At 73.2% G+C, this 20741-nt stretch carries 2 protein-coding genes; both read right to left on the reverse strand.

The window, feature by feature from the left end; genetic code table 11:
- Positions 1–4: 4 nt before the first annotated feature.
- Positions 5–12739: a 3-hydroxy-4-methyl-anthranilate pentapeptide lactone synthase III AcmC gene (gene acmC / locus DNK56_RS14420; protein WP_111334107.1), complete on the reverse strand. Its 12735-nt coding sequence runs from the start codon at positions 12737–12739 to the stop codon at positions 5–7.
- Complete coding sequence (gene acmB, locus DNK56_RS14425) at positions 12736–20571, reverse strand: actinomycin synthase II AcmB (protein WP_111334108.1); 7836 nt, start codon at positions 20569–20571, stop codon at positions 12736–12738. The genes acmC and acmB overlap by 4 nt, the downstream gene beginning before the upstream one ends.
- Positions 20572–20741 lie beyond the last annotated feature (170 nt).

Genomic DNA, 20741 nt, shown 5'->3' on the forward strand with positions numbered 1-20741 from the left:
CGGGTCACGCGCCGTCACCGAGTTCGCGGAGCTTGGCCGACAGGATCCGGCCGATCTCGGCCAGGGTGCCGGGCCGGGTCAGCATGGAGCCGTGCTCGCCGGGCACCACGTGGGCCTCGACCGCGCCGCAGACGTACGGCCGCCAGGCATCGGCGGTGACCGGCGGGTCCTGCTGTTCCGAGGCGGCGATCAGCAGCAGGTCGCCGTCGATCGGGCCGGGCTGGTAGTCGACGGTCAGATGGGTGTTGTTGGCCGAGATCTCGGTGATCGTGGTGAGCCGGTCCTCCTCCAGGTTGGCGAGCACACTGCCCTGGCGGCGCAGGATCTCGCGGGCCCTGGCGAAGGTCAGCTCTTCGCGGTCGTTGCGGTGGCTGCCGTCGTCGACCAGGCCGACGTGGTACAGCAGCATCACCCGGTCGTCGGGGGCCGGGACGTCGTCGTGGGTGAGCCCCTGCCAGTTCGGGATCACATCGAGCACCGCGACCAGCGCCACCGGCTCGCCGCGCCGCTGGAACTCCGCGGCCAGGGCATGGGCGCACAGCCCGCCGAACGACCAGCCGGCCAGGTGGTAGGGGCCGTGCGGCTGCACGCCCTGGATCTGGTCGGCGTAGTCCACCGCCATCTCCTCGATGCTCTCCGGCCGCGGCTCCGGGCGGGCCAGGCTGCGCGCCTGGATGCCGTACAGCGGGTACTCCGGGCCGAGGTGCTTGATCAGCGCGCTGTACGACCAGCTGATGCCGCCACCGGGGTGGATGCAGAACAGCGGCGGCCTGCTGCCCTGGGCGCGCAGCGGCAGCACCACCTCGTAGGAGCCGTCCGGGTCGTCGAGGTCCAGCCGGGCGGCGATCCCGCCCGGCGTCGGCGCCTCGAAGAGGCTGCGCAGGCCCAGTTCCACGCCGAAGGCGGCGCGCAGCCGGGCGATCAGCCGGGTGGCGAGCAGCGAGTGCCCGCCGAGGTCGAAGAAGTCCTGGTCCACACCGACGAGCGGCCGGCCGAGCACCTCCGCGAACAGCTCGCAGACCACCTGCTCCTGCGGCGTCCTGGGGGCGCGGCCGGTGTCCGCGTGCTCCGGGTCGAGTGCCGGGAGGGCGGCCCGGTCGAGCTTGCCGTTGGCGGTGAGCGGCAGGCGGTCGAGCGGGACGATTGCGGCGGGCCGCATGTAGTCAGGCAGTTGGGCGGCGGCGTGTTCGCGCAGCGCGGTGAGCAGCGCGGCGGTGCCCCGGCTGCCGACGGGGTTGGTGGTGAAGGCGGTGAGCGGCGTCGCCGGGTCGCCGGCGGCCGCCGGGGCGTACGTACCGACCGGGACGGCGCCGTCGAGCAGGCCGCGCCGGACGAAGGTGAGGTCGACGGTGTCGGGGCGGTGGGCGGACCAGGTGACGGCCGTCCAGTACCCGTGGTCCTCCCCGAGGCGGTGGAGTGCCTCGAGGTCCGGCTGCTCCGTGGCGTAGGGCCCGGCCGGGGCGGTGCCGGACTCCAGGGCGTGCTGGGCCGCGAGGTCGGCGGCTATCCGGGAGTTGGGCGCGCCGGCGACGCGCAGCCGCTCCGGCCGGGCCTCGGCCAGGTGCCGGGCGAGTGCCTCGGCGTCCTGCGGCCAGGCCAGGACGGCGGCCTCGGACAGCGGGAGCGCGGTGATTCCGGCCTTGTGGAGCGTGGTGTCGTAGCGGTAGCGGGTCAACTCGTTGTGGGCGGCGCCGCGCTTGAGCCGCAGGTCGACGCCGGCGAGGTCCGGGAGGCGGTGGGTGAGCGCGGTGAAGTACTCCGGGTCGACCAGGAGTTCCTTCTCCAGCACCAGGCTCTGCTCGACGGCGCGCCGCACGGCGGCGGTGTCGGCCGGGTCCTCCGCGCGGGCGGTCTGGACGGCGGTGGTGAAGGTGCGCAGCAGCCGCGGGTTGCGGATGTCGCCGATGAACACGGCGCCGCCGGGGGACAGCAGCCGCAGCGCCTGCTCGATGACCTGGGCGAAGTAGTCGGCGTTCGGGAAGTACTGGACCACGGAGTTGAGCACGACGGTGTCGAAGTGGCCGACGGGCAGCCCCTCGTGCTCGTGCGCGGCACCGGCCCGCAGGGTGACCCGCCGGGCCAGCTCCGGGTCGGCGTCGACGTGCCGGGAGAGCGCCTCGATCACGGTGGGCGAGAGGTCCGTGCCCCAGTACTCCTCGCACTCGGGGGCCAGCTTCGCGAGCAGCAGGCCCGTGCCGACGCCGATCTCCAGCACCCGGCGCGGGTTGAGGCCGCGGATGCGTTCCACGGTGGCGTCGCGCCACTCCCGCATCTGGTCGAGGGGGATCGGCCGGCCGTCGTAGCTGCTGTTCCAGCCGGAGAAGTCCTCGCCGAACTCGGCCGTGGGGGCCGCGTAGAGGGAGTCGTAGAGGTCCTGCCACTCGCCGATCTGGTGCTGCTGGTCCACATCGCTGCTCGGCGCCGAGGTGTCCGCGACGACGTACGCGACGAGCCGGGGGTTGCCGGGCTGGTCCCGGTTGAGGTGGACGGCGGCCTGGGCGACGGCGGGATGGTCGGTGAGGACGTTCTCGATCTCGCCGGGTTCGATGCGGAAGCCGCGGACCTTGACCTGGTGGTCGGCGCGGCCGGCGTACTCGAGGTGGTCGTCGGGGTTCCAGCGTGCCAGGTCGCCGGTGCGGTACATGCGTTCTCCGGGTGCGGCGTACGGGTTGGCGACGAAGCGTTCGGCGGTGAGGGCGGGACGGTCCAGGTAGCCGCGGGCGAGGCCGCTGCCAGCGAGGTAGAGCTCGCCGGTGACGCCGGGGGCGACGGGCTGGAGGCTGTCGTCGAGGACGTAGGTGTGCATGGTGGCCATGGGGCGGCCAATGGGGACGACGGCGGAGCCGGTGTAGGGGGTGGGGACGGGGTTGTGGGTGGCGAAGGTGGTGGTCTCGGTGGGGCCGTAGCCGTCGACCACGGTGGTGTCGGGGCATGCCTGCTGAAGCCGGGTGACGGTGGCGCCGGAGACGGCCTCGCCGCCGGTCCAGATCTGCCGGACCCGGGTGAAGGTCTCCGGGCTCTGCTCGGTGAGGAGGTTGAAGAGGGAGCTGGTCAGCCAGAGGGCGGTGATCTGCTGGTCGGTGATGACGCGGTGGTAGGTGTGGACGTCGAGGTCGCCGGTGGGGGCGAGGACGACGGTGTTGCCGTTGAGGAGGGGGACCCAGATCTCGTAGGTGGAGGCGTCGAAGGCGGTGGGGGAGTGGAGGAGGACGCGGCGGTGGGCGGTGGGGTCGAAGCGGGGGTCGAGGGCGAGGGCGGTGATGTTGCGGTGGGTGGCGATGACGCCCTTGGGGCGGCCGGTGGAGCCGCTGGTGTACATGATGTAGGCGGCGTCGTCGGGGTGGGTGGTGTGGTTCGGGTTGCCGGGGTCTTCGCCGTCGTGGGGGGTGTCGGCGGGGTTGAACTGGGTCGTGGTGGTGTCGAGTTCGGTGGTGTGGTCGGTGATGAGGAGTTTGGTGCGGGTCTCGTCGAGGACGAGGCGGATGCGGTCGGCGGGGTAGCGGCTGTCGAGGGGGATGTAGGTCGCGCCGGTCTTGGCGAGGGCGAGGACGGTGGTGACGGTGTCGGGGGAGCGTTGGAGGAGGACGGCGACGGCGTCGCCGGGGCGGATGCCCCGGGTGGTGAGCTGGTGGGCGAGGTGGTTGGCGCGCGTGTTGAGCTCGGAGTAGCTGAGCGTGGCGCCGTCGCTGACCAGGGCGGGGGCGTCGGGTGTGAGGGTCACCTGTTGTTCGAACAGCTCCGCCGACGAGGCGTCGGGCAGCGGCAGTTCGGTCCGGTTGACCTCGACGATCGTGCGGTTCCTCTCCTCCGGGGTGAGGACGTCGATGCGGCTGAGGGGCTGGTCGGGTTGGGCGGTGGCGGTGTCGAGCAGGTGGATCCAGCGGTTGAAGAGGGCCTGGACGGTGGGGGCGTCGTAGATGTCGCTGGAGTATTCGACGGCGCCGGTGATGCCCTGGGGTTCGCCGTCGGCGCCTCGACGTTCGGCGAGGCTGAAGAAGAGGTCGAACTTGGCGGTGCCGGTGCGTCCGGGTGCCACGTCGACGGTCAGGCCGGGGAGTTGGAAGGTGCCCTCGGGGGCGTTCTGGAGGGCGAGCATGATCTGGAAGAGGGGGTGGTGGGCGAGGGTGCGAGTGGGGTTGAGGACTTCGACGAGGTATTCGAAGGGGACGTCCTGGTGGGCGTAGGCGGCGAGGGAGGTTTCGCGGACGCGGGTGAGGAGTTGGGTGAAGGTGGGGTCGCCGGTGGTGTCGGTGCGCAGGACGAGGGTGTTGACGAAGAAGCCGATGAGGTCGTCGAGGGCCTGGTCGGTGCGGCCGGCGATGGGGCTGCCGAGGGGGATGTCGTCACCGGCGCCGAGGCGTTTGAGCAGGGCGGCGAGTCCGGCCTGGAGGACCATGAAGAGGCTGGCGCCGGAGCCCCGCGCCAGCTCGGTGAGCCGTCGGTGGAGTTCGGGGTCGATGTCCACCGTGAGGTAGTCGCCGCGGTAGGTCATGACGGCGGGGCGGGGGCGGTCGGTGGGCAGGGTGATCTGGTCGGGCAGCCCGGCCAAGGTTTCGGTCCAGTAGGCGACTTGGGTGGCGAAGAGGCTGTCGGGGTCGTTCTGGTCGCCGAGCAGCTCGTTCTGCCAGAGCGTGTAGTCGGCGTACTGCACGGGCAGCGGCGCCCACTGCGGCGCGCGGCCCTCGGCGCGGGCGGCGTAGGCGCGGGCGAGATCAGAGGCGAGGGGGCCCAGGGACCAGCCGTCGCCCGCGATGTGGTGGACCACCAGCAGCAGGACGTGCTCCCGCGCCGACAGCTCGAAGAGCTCGGTGCGCAGCGGCGGTTCGCCCGCGAGGTCGAACGGATGGCGGGCGGCCGCTTCCAGGGCGTCCGGCAGGTCGGCTTCGCTGGTCGGGGTGACGGTCAGCCGGGGCGCGGCGGCCTCGGGCGTCAGCAGGCGCTGGTACGGCGTCCCGTCGACCTCGGGGAACACCGTCCGCAGGCTCTCGTGCCGGCCGACCAGGTCCGTCAGCGCGCCGCGCAGCGCGTCGCGGTCCAGGTCACCGCTGAGCCGCAGCGCCAGCGGGATGTTGTAGGTGGCGCTCGGCCCCTCCATCTTGTGGATGAACCAGAGCCGTCGCTGGGCGAAGGACAGCGGCATGGTCGCGGGCCGCTCCTGCACGGTGAGCGCCAGGCGGCCGGGCCCGGCGGTGTCCAGCCGGGCGGCCACCGCGGCCGGGGTCGGGCCCTCGAACAGCGAGCGCAGCTCCAGTTCGACGCCAAAGAGTGCCCGGATCTGGGCGATCAGCCGGGTGGCGAGCAGGGAGTGGCCGCCGAGTTCGAAGAAGTCGTCGTCGATACCGACCCTGGGCAGGCCCAGGACCTGGGTGAACAGGTCGCAGACGATCTGCTCCTGCGGGGTGCGCGGCTCCCGGCCGGTCCCGGCGAGGGTGAAGTCTGGTGCGGGCAGGGCCGCCCGGTCCAGCTTTCCGTTCGCGGTGAGCGGCAGCCGGTCGAGCGGGACGAGGGCGCTGGGCTGCATGTAGTCGGGCAGGTGGGTGCGGGCGTGCTCGCGCAGGGTCGTGAGGAGGGCGCTGGTGCCGCGCCCGGCCGCGGGGTTGGTGGTCAGGCTGGACAGCGGGGTGGCGGGCGTGCTGGTGCCGGCCGAGGCGTAGGTGCCGGTGGGCGTGGCACCGTCGAGGTCGCTCAGCGCGACGAGGACGAGGTCGACGGCGTCGGGCCGGTGGGTGTTCCAGGTCGCGGCGGTCCAGTAGCCGAGCTGCCGTCCGAGCCGGTGCAGGGCGTCCAGGTCGGGCTGCGGCCCCTGGGCGTCGGCGGTCGGCGAAGGGGCGATCGGCGCGGTGGCGGTGTCGAGGGCGTGCTGGAGGGCGAGTTCGCGGGCGAGGCGCGGGTTGGGGATGCCGGTGACGCGCAGTCGGGCGGGGCGCTCGGAGTCGAGCTGCCGGGCCAGCGCGGCCAGTTCGGCGTCCGGGTCCGCGTGCCCGGACCACGGCCGCTCGGGGGGGCCGGTGAGTGGGTGGGTGTGGGCGCCGGCCTTGTGGAGGGTGGCGTCGTAGCGGTAGCGGGTGAGCTCGTTCTCGACGGTGCCGGGCTTGAGGCGGATGTCGACGCCGGCGAGATCGGGGACGTGATGGCCGAGCGCGGTGAAGTACTCGGGATCGATCAGCAGTTCCTTCTCCAGGACCAGCGCGTGCTCGACGGCGCGCCGCACGGCGGCGTGGTCCGCCGGGTCGGTGGCACGGGCGGTGTGGACGGCGGTGGTGAAGGTGCGCAGCAGCCGCGGGTTGCGGATGTCGCCGATGAAGACGGTGCCGCCGGGCGCGAGGATCCGCAGGGCGTGGTCGAGGATCTGCTCCAGGTACCCGGCGTTCGGGAAGTACTGGACGACCGAGTTGAGGACGACGGTGTCGAAGTGGCCGTGCGGCAGCTGGTCGACGTCGTGCGCGGGCTGGGTGCGCAGCTGCACCCGGGCGGCGAGTTCGGGGTCGGCCTCCACGTGGCCGCGCAGGTCGGCGATGACGGTGGGGGAGAAGTCGGTGCCCCAGTACTCCTCGCAGTGCGGGGCGAGTCGGGACAGCAGCAGGCCCGTGCCGACGCCGATCTCCAGCACCCGGCGGGGGTTGAGGCCGCGGATGCGTTCGACGGTGGTGTCCCGCCATTCCCGCATCTGGTCGAGCGGGATCGGCAGGCCGTCGTAACTGCTGTTCCAGCTGGCGAAGTTCTCACCGAAGGCGGTCTCCGACGCGGCGGTGTAGACCGAGTCGTAGAGGTCCTGCCACTCGTCGAGCTGGTCCTGTTCGACCTGCTCGTCGCGGGCGTCCGCCGAGCCGCCGGTGACGACGTAGGCGACCAGCCGGGCGTCGCCGGGCTGGTCCTCACGGACGACGACGGCGGCCTGGGCGATGTCGGGGTGGTCGGTGAGGACCTTCTCGATCTCGCCGGGCTCGATCCGGAAGCCGCGGACCTTGACCTGGTGGTCGGCGCGGCCGACGAACTCCAGCTCCCCGTCCGGGTTCCGGCGCACCAGGTCGCCGGTGCGGTACATCCGGCCGCCCGGTTCGAGACCGTACGGGTCGGCGAGGAAACGCTCGGCGGTCAGGGCGGGGCGGTCCAGGTAGCCGCGGGCCAGCCCGGCGCCCGCGATGTACAGCTCGCCGACCACGCCGGGGGCGACCGGCTGGAGGCCGTCGTCCAGGACGTAGACCCTGGTGTTGGCGATCGGCCGACCGATCGGTGCGGCGCCGGTGCCACCGGCCAGCTCGGCTGCGGTGGACCAGATGGTGGTCTCGGTCGGGCCGTACAGGTTGACCAGGTCGTCGGTGAGCGCCCGCAGGGCCTCGGCCAGGGACAGCGGAAGGGCCTCGCCGCCGACCAGCATCCGCAGCCCGCGCAGGGCCTCCGCGTCGTGTCCGACCAGCAGCTGCCAGAGCGACGGGGTGCCCTGGATGGTGGTGACGCCGTGCCGGGCGATCAGGTCCAGCACGGCGGACGGCTGGGGAACGGCCTCCTTGGGTGCCAGGACGACCGCGGCACCGGAGAGCAGCGGGTGGTACAGCTCCAGCGCGGCGATGTCGAAGGCGACCGTGGTGACCGCGAGCAGCCGCTCCTGGGGCCGCAGCGGGGCCTGCCGGCGCATCGCGGTGAGGAAGTTGACCAGCGCGGAGTGCGGGACGACCACGCCCTTGGGCCGGCCGGTGGAGCCGGAGGTGTAGATCACGTAGGCGGCGGAGCCCGGCGCGGGGGTCACGCCCTCCTCCGCCGGGTCGGTGTCGGGGCAGTCCGCCAGCAGGGCCCGGACCTCGGCGGAGTCGAGCGCCAGTCGGCGGGTGTCCGCGTCGGCGGGCAGGTGCTGCTCGGTACGGGTGTCGGTGAGCAGCAGGGCGGGCCGGGCGTCGCCCAGCACGTGGGAGAGCCGCGCCGCCGGGTGGTCGGGGTCCAGCGGGAGGTACGCGGCGCCGGTCTTGAGCACCGCCAGTAGGGCGACGACCAGCTCGGCGGTCCGGGGCAGGGCGAGCGCGACCAGCCGGTCCGGTCCGGCGCCCTCGCGCAGCAGGGCGTGGGCGAGCCGGTTGGCGCGGGCGTCCAGCTCCGCGTAGGTCAGGGAGTCGTCCCCGGCGATCAGGGCGACGGCCTGCGGCGTGGCGGCGGCCTGACGGGCGAAGCGGGCCGGCAGCAGGTCCGGGCCGACCTCGACGGCGGTGTCCAGCCAGGTGTCCAGCAGCTGGTGGTGCTCCTGCGCGGTGAGCAGGTCGATGCGGCTGAGGGGCTGGTCGGGTTGGGCGGTGGCGGTGTCGAGCAGGTGGATCCAGCGGTTGAAGAGGGCCTGGACGGTGGGGGCGTCGTAGATGTCGCTGGAGTATTCGACGGCGCCGGTGATGCCCTGGGGTTCGCCGTCGGCGCCTCGACGTTCGGCGAGGCTGAAGAAGAGGTCGAACTTGGCGGTGCCGGTGCGTCCGGGTGCCACGTCGACGGTCAGGCCGGGGAGTTGGAAGGTGCCCTCGGGGGCGTTCTGGAGGGCGAGCATGATCTGGAAGAGGGGGTGGTGGGCGAGGGTGCGAGTGGGGTTGAGGACTTCGACGAGGTATTCGAAGGGGACGTCCTGGTGGGCGTAGGCGGCGAGGGAGGTTTCGCGGACGCGGGTGAGGAGTTGGGTGAAGGTGGGGTCGCCGGTGGTGTCGGTGCGCAGGACGAGGGTGTTGACGAAGAAGCCGATGAGGTCGTCGAGGGCCTGGTCGGTGCGGCCGGCGATGGGGCTGCCGAGGGGGATGTCGTCACCGGCGCCGAGGCGTTTGAGCAGGGCGGCGAGTCCGGCCTGGAGGACCATGAAGAGGCTGGCGCCGGAGCCCCGCGCCAGCTCGGTGAGCCGTCGGTGGAGTTCGGGGTCGATGTCCACCGTGAGGTAGTCGCCGCGGTAGGTCATGACGGCGGGGCGGGGGCGGTCGGTGGGCAGGGTGATCTGGTCGGGCAGCCCGGCCAAGGTTTCGGTCCAGTAGGCGACTTGGGTGGCGAAGAGGCTGTCGGGGTCGTTCTGGTCGCCGAGCAGCTCGTTCTGCCAGAGCGTGTAGTCGGCGTACTGCACGGGCAGCGGCGCCCACTGCGGCGCGCGGCCCTCGGCGCGGGCGGCGTAGGCGCGGGCGAGATCAGAGGCGAGGGGGCCCAGGGACCAGCCGTCGCCCGCGATGTGGTGGACCACCAGCAGCAGGACGTGCTCCCGCGCCGACAGCTCGAAGAGCTCGGTGCGCAGCGGCGGTTCGCCCGCGAGGTCGAACGGATGGCGGGCGGCCCGGAGCAGGTGGTCGGTCAGCTCCGCCTCGGTGGTGGCGGTCCGGACCAGCTCGATGGTCGCCGTGTCCAGCACCCGCTGGTACGGCGTGCCGTCGACCTCGGGGAACACCGTCCGCAGGCTCTCGTGCCGGCCTGTGACGTCCTCGAGCGCCGCGCGCAGCGCCTCGAGGTTCAGCTCGCCCGTGAGCCGCAGCGCCAGCGGGATGTTGTAGGTGGCGCTCGGCCCCTCCATCTTGTGCAGGAACCAGAGCCGTCGCTGGGCGAAGGACAGCGGTACGGCGTCCGGCAGTTGGTGCTTCGTCAGTGCTGTCCTGGCGGGCCCGGCGAGGTCGAGGTGCGCGGCGACGGCGGCCGCCGTACGGGCCTCGAACAGGGTGCGCAGGCCGAGTTCCACGCTGAAGGCGGCCCGGATCCGGGCGATCAGCCGGGTGGCGAGCAGGGAGTGGCCGCCGAGTTCGAAGAAGTCGTCGTCGACGCCGACCCTGGGCAGGCCCAGGACCTGCGCGAAGAGGTCGCAGACGATCTGCTCCTGCGGGGTGCGGGCCTCCCGGCCGGTCCCGGCGAGGGCGAAGTCCGGTTCGGGCAGGGCCGCTCGGTCCAGTTTGCCGTTGGGCGTCAGGGGCAGCCGCTCCAGCTGGACGACGGCCGCCGGGACCATGTGCTCGGGCAGCCGCTCCCGGGTGAACTCCCGTACCTGCTCGGGGCGGAGGGCCTCCCGGCCGACGACGTAGGCGACCAGGCGCAGATCGCCGGGCCGGCGCGGGCGGGTGACGACGGCGGCCTGGGCGATGTCGGGGTGGTCGGTGAGGACCTTCTCGATCTCGCCGGGCTCGATCCGGAAGCCGCGGACCTTGACCTGGTGGTCGGCGCGGCCGACGAACTCCAGCTCCCCGTCCGGGTTCCGGCGCACCAGGTCGCCGGTGCGGTACATCCGGCCGCCCGGTTCGAGACCGTACGGGTCGGCGAGGAAACGCTCGGCGGTCAGGGCGGGCCGGCCCAGGTAGCCGCGGGCCAGACCGGCGCCCGCGATGTACAGCTCGCCCACCACACCTGGCTCGACGAGCCGCAGGCCCGCGTCCAGGACGTAGGCGTGGGTGTTGTCGATCGGCCGCCCGATCGGCGCGGGGAGCCGCCAGTCCTCGGGGTCGTCGCCGAGGGCGTGGGCGGTGACCACGTGGGTCTCGGTCGGGCCGTAGTGGTTGTGCAGGCGACGGCCCGGGGCCGAGCGGTGGAACGCGCGGACGGTGCGGCTCAGCGTCAGCGCCTCGCCGGCCTGGGCGACCGTCCGTAGTTGCGGCAGCGTCCGGCCCGTCTCGACGGCCGCCTCGGCGAGCGCCTCCAGGACGAGGTTGGGCGCGAACAGCTCGTCCACCTGTCGGTCGTCGAGCCACCCGGCGAACCGGGCGGCGTCGCGCCGCACCTCCTCGTCGGGGATCACCAGGGTCTTGCCGAAGGCCACCGAGGAGAGCACCTCCTGGGCGGACACGTCGAAGCTGATCGCAGTGAACTGGGCCGTCCTGGTGCCGGGTTCGTCGCCGACCGCGCGGTGGTGCCACTGGAGGAGGTTGAGCAGACCGCCCGCGGGCATGACCACGCCCTTGGGCACGCCGGTGGAGCCGGAGGTGTAGATGACGTACGCGGGGTGGTCGGGGTGGAGCTCCACCACGGGGTCGTGGGCGGGGCGGCCGGAGAGGTCGGCGAGCACGGCCGGGTCGTCCAGCAGCAGGCCGGGGTGCCCGTCGGGGAGCTTGGCCTCGGTTTCGGTGGTGGTGAGGACGAGGGTGGGTTGGGCGTCGGTGACCATGTGGGCGAGGCGGTTGGCCGGGTACTCGGGGTCGAGCGGGAGGTAGGCGGCTCCGGCCTTGAGGACGGCGAGGACGGCGACAACCAGGTCGACGGAGCGCGGCAGGGCCAGGGCGACGATCCGCTCCGGGCCGACGCCGTGCGCGGCGAGCAGGTGCGCCAGCCGGTTCGCCCGCTCGTCCAACTCCCGGTAACGGAGGGCCTCCTCGCCGTACTCCACGGCCACCGCGTCCGGCGCGGCGGCCACCCGGGCCCGGAACAGCTCCGGCAGGCTCGCGGCCTCGAGCGGCATCCCGGCGCCGTTCCCGGCGTGCAGCAGCTCCCGCCGCTCCTCGGCGGTGAGCAGGTCGACCCGGCCGAGCGGGCGCTCGGCGTCGGCGACCGCCAGGTCCAGGACGCGGATCAGCCGTTCGACGAGGGCACAAGCCTCCGCCCGGTCGAACAGGTCGCCGCGGTAGTCGAGGCGCAGGTAGAGCCGGCGGCCCGGGGCGGCGATCAGCGTCAGCGGGTAGTGGGTGGCGTCCCGGCCACGTCCGAGGTCGGGGGTGATCCGCAGCCCGGTCGCCGGCAGCTCGGCCGGGTCCTGCCAGGGATAGTTCTCGAACACCAGGGAGGTGTCGAACAGCTCGCTCATACCGGTGAGTTGCTGGATGATCCTGGCGAGCCCGAGGTGGTGGTGCGAGGTGAGGCGGGACTGCTCGTCCTGGAGCCGTCGGACCGCCTCCAGCAGCGACTGCGCGTGGTCCAGCCGGACCCGGACCGGGACCATGGTGATGAGCAGGCCCACCATCGACTCGACCCCGGCCAGCTGAGGGTCGCGCCCGGCCGCGACGGCGCCGAACACCACGTCGTGGTGCCCGGTGCGACGGCTCAGGACCAGGCCCCAGGCCGCCTGCAGCACCGTGTTGAGGGTGACGCCGTGCCGGCGGGCCCACTCGACGAGCGCCGCCGTGCGCTCCTCGGCCAGCTCGGTGGTGATGCGTTCCGGCATCAGCGCGGCCCGCGCCGGGTCCACCGGCGCCACCAGGGTGGGCTGTTCGAGGTCCCCGAGCGCCTCGCGCCACGCCGCCTCCGCCGCCGGCCGGTCCTGCTGGGCCAGCCAGCCGAGGTACTGCCGGTACGGGGTGACCCGGGGCAGCTCGGCGGCCGGGCCGTCGGCGTACAGCGCGGTCAGCTCGCGCACCAGGATCGGCGTCGACCAGCCGTCCAGCAGGATGTGATGGGTGGTCAGGATCAGCCGGTGGTGCTCCTCGGCCGTGCGCACCAGGGTGAAGCGCAGCAGCGGCGGCTCGGCCGGGTCGAAGCGGCGGCCGTGCTCCTTCGCGGCGATCCGGGACAGCTCCGCCTCCGCTTCCGGGGCGGGCATCGAGGAGAGGTCGAACTCCTCCCAGGGCAGGTCGACATGACGGGAAATTAGCTGGACCGTCCGGCCCGAATCCACCTGCCGGAAGGCGGCCCGCAGGTTCGGGTGCCGCTGCACCAGGGCGCCGACCGCCTCCCTCAGCCGCGCGCCGTCGAGGGGGCCGGCGAGGTCTAACACGTGCTGCACCGCGTAGACGTCCGCGCCGTCCTGCTCGTAGCGGGAGTGGAACAGCAGCCCTTCCTGCATCGGGGAGAGGGGCAGGATGTCTTCCAGGCCCGACGACGTCATTTCTGAATCCTCCACGGGGCTTCGAGTTGTTCGATGTCGTGCTGGCTGAGCTCGGTCAGGGGGAAGTCGGACGGCGTGTAGCCGCCGGTGTCGGGCCGGTCCGCGTGCCGGACCAGGCCGCGGATCGCCTGGAACCAGTCCTCGGCGAGGGAGCGGACGTGCGGCTCGGGCCAGAGGTCGGGGGCCCACGTCCAGACGGCCTCCAGGTCCGGGCCGTCCGGGGTGTCGCGGACCATCGAGTTGACCTCCAGGCCGTGGGCGAGCGCGGTGGTCGGGTCGGTGCCGCTCAACAGGCCCGCCTCCGGCGCGACCGTCCAGGCCGGGCTGCCCGGCACCAGCGGCGTGCCGGCGGCCGGGAAGCGGCCGAGGTAGTTGAAGCCCAGCTGCGGGGTGGCGAGCCCGGCCAGCACCGGCCCGGTCGCCGGGTCGAGGTGGCGCAGCAGGCCGAAGCCCAGGCCACGGTCGGGCAGTTCGCGCAGCTGTTCCTTGACCCGCTTGAGGGCCGGCCCGAGGGCCGGGGCACCGCCGGTCACCTCCTCCCAGCCCAGGGCGCCCGGGTCGAGCCGGACGGGGTACAGGGAGGTGAACCAGCCCACGGTGCGCGACAGGTCGGTGCCGTCGACGATCTCCTCGCGGCCGTGGCCCTCGACGTCCACCAGGAGCGCGGTGTGCGGGCCCCGGCCGTGGCCGCGCCGCCAGCGGGCGACCGCCAGGGCGAGTGCGGTCAGCAGCACGTCGTTCACCCCGGCGTGGAAGGCCGCAGGGACGGTCGTCAGCAGTGGGGAGACGACCTCCGGCGGCAGGGAGACGGTGAGGCTGCGGGCTCGGCCGACGGTGTCCCGGGTGCGGTCCGGCCGGGTGGCGGTGAGCGGCGGGTCGACGGGGGTGAGCACCTCCGTCCACAGCGCCGCCTCGGCGGCCCTGGCCGGGCGCCGGGCCTCGGCCGCGAGCAGTCGGGACCAGCGGCCGAAGGACGTGGGCACCGGCTCCAGCCGCGGCGGGTCGCCCTGCGCGGTGGCCTCCCAGGCCGCGACCAGGTCCGGCAGCAGGATGCGCCAGGACACCCCGTCCACCACCAGGTGGTTGACCAGGAGCAGCAACCGGCCCGGTCGGCGCGGACCGGCGTCGAACCAGACCGCCTGGAGCAGCACCCCGCGCTCGGCGTGGAGCCGGGCCTGGGCGGCGTCGAGGTGGGTGCGGACGGTCGCCTCGTCGAGGGGGCCGTCGAGGTCGACGCGCCGGACGAGGTCGGCGGCGGAGAGCGTGCCGGCCGCCGGGATGTGCAGCTCCCACGGCCCGGCGGGGCCATCCTCGCTCGGCACCCTGGTGAGGCGCAGCGCGTCGTGGTGGTCCAGCAGGGCCTGGACGGCCGTCACGAGCCGTTTCTCGCCCAGCGCGGCCGGCACCTGCAACAGCATCGCCTGGTGGAACCGGTCGATCGAGCCGCCGCGTTCGTCGAACCAGCGCATGATCGGCGTCGGCGTCACCGGCCCGACCGCCGACTCGTCCGCCTCCCCGTCCGACGCGGTCAGCTCCTCGGCGACCACGGCCAGGCCGGCCGCCGTGCGCTGCTCGAAGACGTCCCGGACGGAGAAACCGATGCCCGCCGAACGGGCCAGGCTCACCAGCCGGATCGAGACGATGCTGTCCCCGCCGAGGGCGAAGAAGTCCTCGTAGAGCCCGACCCGTTCCACCCCGAGAGCCTGGGCGAACAGGTCCCCGAGCAGCCCCTCGCGCGGGGTGCGGGGCTCGCGCACCGACCCGGCGCGGGAGACCTCGGGCGCGGGCAGGGCGGCCCGGTCCACCTTGCCGTTGGCCGTCAGCGGCAGCCGGTCGAGGACGACGAATGCGGACGGCACCATGTACTCGGGCAGGCGCCGCCGGAGGGCCTCGCGCAGACCGTCCGGGGCCGTTCCGCCGTCCGCGACGACGTAGGCGACGAGGCGGGGGCGGCCCGGCTGGTCCTCGCGGACGAGGATCGCGGCCTGGGCGACGGCGGGGTGGCCGGTGAGGACGTTCTCGATCTCGCCGGGTTCGATGCGGAAGCCGCGGACCTTGACCTGCTGGTCGGCGCGGCCGACGAACTCCAGCTGGGCGTCAGCGCTCCAGCGTGCCAGGTCACCGGTGCGGTACATGCGTTCGCCGGGCCGGTGGGGGTTGGCGACGAAGCGTTCGGCGGTGAGGGCGGGACGGTCCAGGTAGCCGCGGGCGAGGCCGCTGCCAGCGAGGTAGAGCTCGCCGGTGACGCCGGGGGCGACGGGCTGGAGGCTGTCGTCGAGGACGTAGGTGTGCATGGTGGCCATGGGGCGGCCAATGGGGACGACGGCGGAGCCGGTGTAGGGGGTGGGGACGGGGTTGTGGGTGGCGAAGGTGGTGGTCTCGGTGGGGCCGTAGCCGTCGACCACGGTGGTGTCGGGGCATGCCTGCTGAAGCCGGGTGACGGTGGCGCCGGAGACGGCCTCGCCGCCGGTCCAGATCTGCCGGACCCGGGTGAAGGTCTCCGGGCTCTGCTCGGTGAGGAGGTTGAAGAGGGAGCTGGTCAGCCAGAGGGCGGTGATCTGCTGGTCGGTGATGACGCGGTGGTAGGTGTGGACGTCGAGGTCGCCGGTGGGGGCGAGGACGACGGTGTTGCCGTTGAGGAGGGGGACCCAGATCTCGTAGGTGGAGGCGTCGAAGGCGGTGGGGGAGTGGAGGAGGACGCGGCGGTGGGCGGTGGGGTCGAAGCGGGGGTCGAGGGCGAGGGCGGTGATGTTGCGGTGGGTGGCGATGACGCCCTTGGGGCGGCCGGTGGAGCCGCTGGTGTACATGATGTAGGCGGCGTCGTCGGGGTGGGTGGTGTGGTTCGGGTTGCCGGGGTCTTCGCCGTCGTGGGGGGTGTCGGCGGGGTTGAACTGGGTGGTGGTGGTGTCGAGTTCGGTGGTGTGGTCGGTGATGAGGAGTTTGGTGCGGGTCTCGTCGAGGACGAGGCGGATGCGGTCGGCGGGGTAGCGGCTGTCGAGGGGGATGTAGGTCGCGCCGGTCTTGGCGAGGGCGAGGACGGTGGTGACGGTGTCGGGGGAGCGTTGGAGGAGGACGGCGACGGCGTCGCCGGGGCGGATGCCCCGGGTGGTGAGCTGGTGGGCGAGGTGGTTGGCGCGCGTGTTGAGCTCGGAGTAGCTGAGCGTGGCGCCGTCGCTGACCAGGGCGGGGGCGTCGGGTGTGAGGGTCACCTGTTGTTCGAACAGCTCCGCCGACGAGGCGTCGGGCAGCGGCAGTTCGGTCCGGTTGACCTCGACGATCGTGCGGTTCCTCTCCTCCGGGGTGAGGACGTCGATGCGACTGAGCGGCTGCTCGGGTTGGGCGGTCACGGCATCCAGGAGGTGGATCCAGCGGTTGAAGAGGGCCTGGACGGTGGCTGCCTCGTAGAGGTCGCTGGAGTACTCGACCTCGCCCGTCAGCCCCTGGGGTTCGCCGTCCGGCCCCCGCCGCTCGGTGAGGCTGAAGAAGAGGTCGAACTTGGCCGTTCCCGTCCTGCCGAGTTCGATCCCCGCGCGCAGTCCCGGCAGGCTGAACTCGTTCTCCGGAGCGTTCTGGAGGGCGAGCATGATCTGGAAGAGGGGGTGGTGGGCGAGGGTGCGAGTGGGGTTGAGGACTTCGACGAGGTATTCGAAGGGGACGTCCTGGTGGGCGTAGGCGGCGAGGGAGGTTTCGCGGACGCGGGTGAGGAGTTGGGTGAAGGTGGGGTCGCCGGTGGTGTCGGTGCGCAGGACGAGGGTGTTGACGAAGAAGCCGATGAGGTCGTCGAGGGCCTGGTCGGTGCGGCCGGCGATGGGGCTGCCGAGGGGGATGTCGTCACCGGCGCCGAGGCGTTTGAGCAGGGCGGCGAGTCCGGCCTGGAGGACCATGAAGAGGCTGGCGCCGGAGCCCCGCGCCAGCTCGGTGAGCCGTCGGTGGAGTTCGGGGTCGATGTCCACCGTGAGGTAGTCGCCGCGGTAGGTCATGACGGCGGGGCGGGGGCGGTCGGTGGGCAGGGTGATCTGGTCGGGCAGCCCGGCCAAGGTTTCGGTCCAGTAGGCGACTTGGGTGGCGAAGAGGCTGTCGGGGTCGTTCTGGTCGCCGAGCAGCTCGTTCTGCCAGAGCGTGTAGTCGGCGTACTGCACGGGCAGCGGCGCCCACTGCGGCGCGCGGCCCTCGGCGCGGGCGGCGTACGCCTCGGTCAGCTCGCGGGACAGCGGTTCCATCGACCAGCCGTCCGCCGCGATGTGGTGGGCGACGACCAGCAGGACGTGTTCCCGCGGGGACAGTTCGAAGAGTTCGGTGCGCAGCGGCGGTTCGCCCGCGAGGTCGAAGGCGTACCGGGCGCCCGCCTTGAGGGCATTCGGCAGGTCGGCCTCGCTGGTCGGGGTGACGGTCAGCCGGGGCGCGGCGGCCTCGGGCGTCAGCAGGCGCTGGTACGGCGTCCCGTCGACCTCGGGGAACACCGTCCGCAGGCTCTCGTGCCGGCCCACGACGTCCCCGAGCGCCGCGCACAGCGCCGGGACGTCCAGGCGCCCGGAAAGCCGAAGGACGAGCGGGATGTTGTAGGTGGCGCTCGGCCCCTCCAAGGTGCTGAGGAACCAGAGCCGTCGTTGCGCCGAGGAGAGCGGCATCACCGGCGGCCGTTGCCGCACCGTGAGCGCCAGGCGGCCGGGCCCGGCGGTGTCCAGCCGGGCGGCCACCGCGGCCGGGGTCGGGCCCTCGAACAGTGAGCGCAGCTCCAGCTCGACCCCGAGTACCGTCCGCAGGTGGGCGATCAGCCGGGTGGCGAGCAGGGAGTGGCCGCCGAGTTCGAAGAAGTCGTCGTCGACGCCGACCCTGGGCAGGCCCAGGACCTGCGCGAAGAGGTCGCAGACGATCTGCTCCTGCGGGGTGCGGGCCTCCCGGCCGGTCCCGGCGAGGGCGAAGTCCGGTTCGGGCAGGGCCGCTCGGTCCAGTTTGCCGTTGGGCGTCAGGGGCAGCCGCTCCAGCTGGACGACGGCCGCCGGGACCATGTGCTCGGGCAGCCGCTCCCGGGTGAACTCCCGTACCTGCTCGGGGCGGAGGGCCTCCCGGCCGACGACGTAGGCGACCAGGCGGGTGTCGCCGGGCCGGTCCTCGCGGACGATCACGGTCGCCTGTTCCACGTCCGGGTGCGCGAGGAGGGCTGCCTCCACCTCGCCGAGTTCGATGCGGAAGCCGCGGACCTTGACCTGGTGGTCGGCGCGGCCGACGAACTCCAGCTCCCCGTCCGGGTTCCGGCGCACCAGGTCGCCGGTGCGGTACATCCGGGCGCCGGGCACGCCGTAGGGGTCGGCGACGAAACGCTCGGCGGTCAGCGCGGGCCGCCCCAGGTAGCCACGGGCCAGGCCCGGGCCCGCGACGTACAGTTCGCCGACCGCGCCGGGCGGCACCAACTGGAGCCCGCCGTCCAGGACATGGGTCCGCAGGTCGGGGATGCCGGCGCCGATCACGCTCGCCGCCCCGGCGGCGGCCCGGTCACGGGTGAGCGGCTGGTGGGTGACGTGCACGGTGGTCTCGGTGATGCCGTACATGTTGACCAGCTGCGGCGTGTCCTCCGGGTGCCGGCGGTACCACTCGGCGAGCCGGGCCGGTTGCAGGGCCTCGCCGCCGAAGACCACCGTCCGCAGCGTGAGTCGGCGCGGGGGTCGGCTAGGGTCGGCCTCGGCCTGGGCCAACTGGTGGAAGGCGGAGGGGGTTTGGTTCAGGACGGTGACGCCCTGGTCGGCGAGCAGGTCCAGGAAGGCGTGCGGGGAGCGGGAGACGTCGTAGGGCACCACGACCAGTCGGCCGCCGTGCAGCAGGGCTCCCCACAGTTCCCAGACGGAGAAGTCGAAGGCGTAGGAGTGGAACAGCGTCCAGACGTCGTCCGGGCCGAAGTCGAACCACGGGCGGGTGGCGTCGAAGAGCCGCACGACGTTCCGGTGGGTGTTGACCACGCCCTTGGGCACCCCGGTGGAGCCGGAGGTGTAGATGACGTAGGCCGGGTGGTCGGGGCGGAGGCCGACCGCGGGGGAGTGGGCGGGCTGCCCGGCCAGCGCGGCGAGTGTCTCCGGATCGTCCAGCCGGAGGACGGGCGCGGTGTGCCTGTCGGGGAGCTTGGCCTCGGTTTCGGTGGTGGTGAGGATCAGGGTGGGTTGGGCGTCGGTGACCATGTGGGCGAGGCGGTTGGCCGGGTACTCGGGGTCGAGCGGGAGGTAGGCGGCTCCGGCCTTGAGGACGGCGAGGACGGCGACAACCAGGTCGACGGAGCGCGGCAGGGCCAGGGCGACGATCCGCTCCGGGCCGACGCCGTGCGCGGCGAGCAGGTGCGCCAGCCGGTTCGCCCGCTCGTCCAACTCCCGGTAGGTCAGCGAGGTTTCGTCGCAGACCACGGCCACCGCGTCCGGCGCGGCGGCCGTACGGGCCCGGAACAGCTCCGGCAGGGTGGCCTCGGTGGTCGCCCCGGTGGTCGCCGGAGCGTCCTCGGGGCCGGCCAGCAGCGCGCGCCGCTCCTCGGCGGTGAGCAGGTCGATCCGGCCGACCGGTCGGTCGATCCCGTCCGAGGCGATGGCCCGCAGCGTGGCGACCAGCCGCCCGTGGTGGGCGGTGAGTTCCCGCTCGGGGCAGAGCTCGGGGTGGGCGTTGAGGTCGACGGTGAGCCCGGCGCCGTCGCGGCGGTCCCAGGCGGCGAACGTGAGGTCGCCGACCAGGCCGGAGGAGAGGCTGTGGGCGGTGGTGGGCAGTCCGGCGAAGGTCGGCGTGGCGTCGAAGGACATGATGTTGACGACGGGCGCGTACCAGGTGCCCAGGCCGCCCGGCAGGTCGAGGTCCCGTTGGAGGTCCTCGGCCCGGTAGCGCTGGTGCCGGCCCAGCTCGACGATCCGGGCGGAGACCTGGGTCAGCAGCTGGCGCAGGGTCAGCTCGGGTCGGACGGTCAGCCGCAGCGGGAGCACGTTGGAGGCGGTGCCGGGGGTCCGGCGCTGGAGCTGATCCAGCCGTGCGGTGACGGGCAGGCCGAGCACCACGTCGGTGGCGCCGGTCATCCGGTGCAGGTACACGGCGACCGCGGCGATCACCAGGTGTGACCACGGCGCCCGGGCCCCGCGGGCGGCCTCGCGCAGCCCGTCCAGTTCCCCGGGGGGCAGGGCCGCGGTCCGGCGCAGGTAGTGGTCCGGGGTGGTCGACGGGCGGGCGACGATCCCGGTCGGCTCGGGGCGGTCGGCGAAGCGCTCGGTCCAGTACGCCCGGTCGCCGGTGAACCCCTCGGAGTCGCGGTACTTCTGATCGGCGGCGAGGAACTCGTCCAGCGCCCCGAAGGGGCTCGGCGACACCGGCCGGCCCTCGGCGAGTGCGGTATAGACCTCTGCCGTGCGTCGGGTGATCAGCACGGTACCGAAGGCGTCCATCACGATGTGGTGGTAGCCCTGGTACCAGTAGCAGCGGTCGTCCCCCAGGCGTAGCAGCGCGTGATCGAACAGGTGCTCCCGGGCGAGGTCCATCGGTCGGGCGACCGCGGCGGCCAGCCATGCGCGGGCGGCTCGTTCGGGGTCGGGCTCGGCGCTGAGGTCGACCAGGGTCGGCGCCCAGTCGGTGGGCGGCCGGAGCGCCTGCCGGACCTCGCCGTGCGCCTCGGTGAAGCGCACGTGCAGCGCCTGGGCCTCGCCGACGACCAGTCGTACGGCCCGGTCGAAGAGCTCCAGATCGACCCGCCCGTGGATCTCGAGGTATTCGCCGACCCGAAATACCCGGTTCCTTTTCCCCAGTCGTTGCTCGGCGATCCAGATCTCGCGTTGCGCGGCCGTGAGCGGCAGCTCGGCATCAGGACGGACGAACACGTTTCAACCTCCGATGATTCCCCCGCGCGGACGGCCGGAGAGCGAAAAGTGAATATCCTGCGAAGGCTCAAATGATGGGCGAAGTGGTCGGAAGGACGGGAATGGGTGCGCCTGGCCGACATTCGCGCGACAGGACGGAACGCCGTCGGTACCGGGCGGCAGCTGGTCGG

The sequence above is a fragment of the Streptomyces sp. AC1-42W genome, assembly GCF_003248355.1.
Lineage (GTDB): Bacteria > Actinomycetota > Actinomycetes > Streptomycetales > Streptomycetaceae > Streptomyces.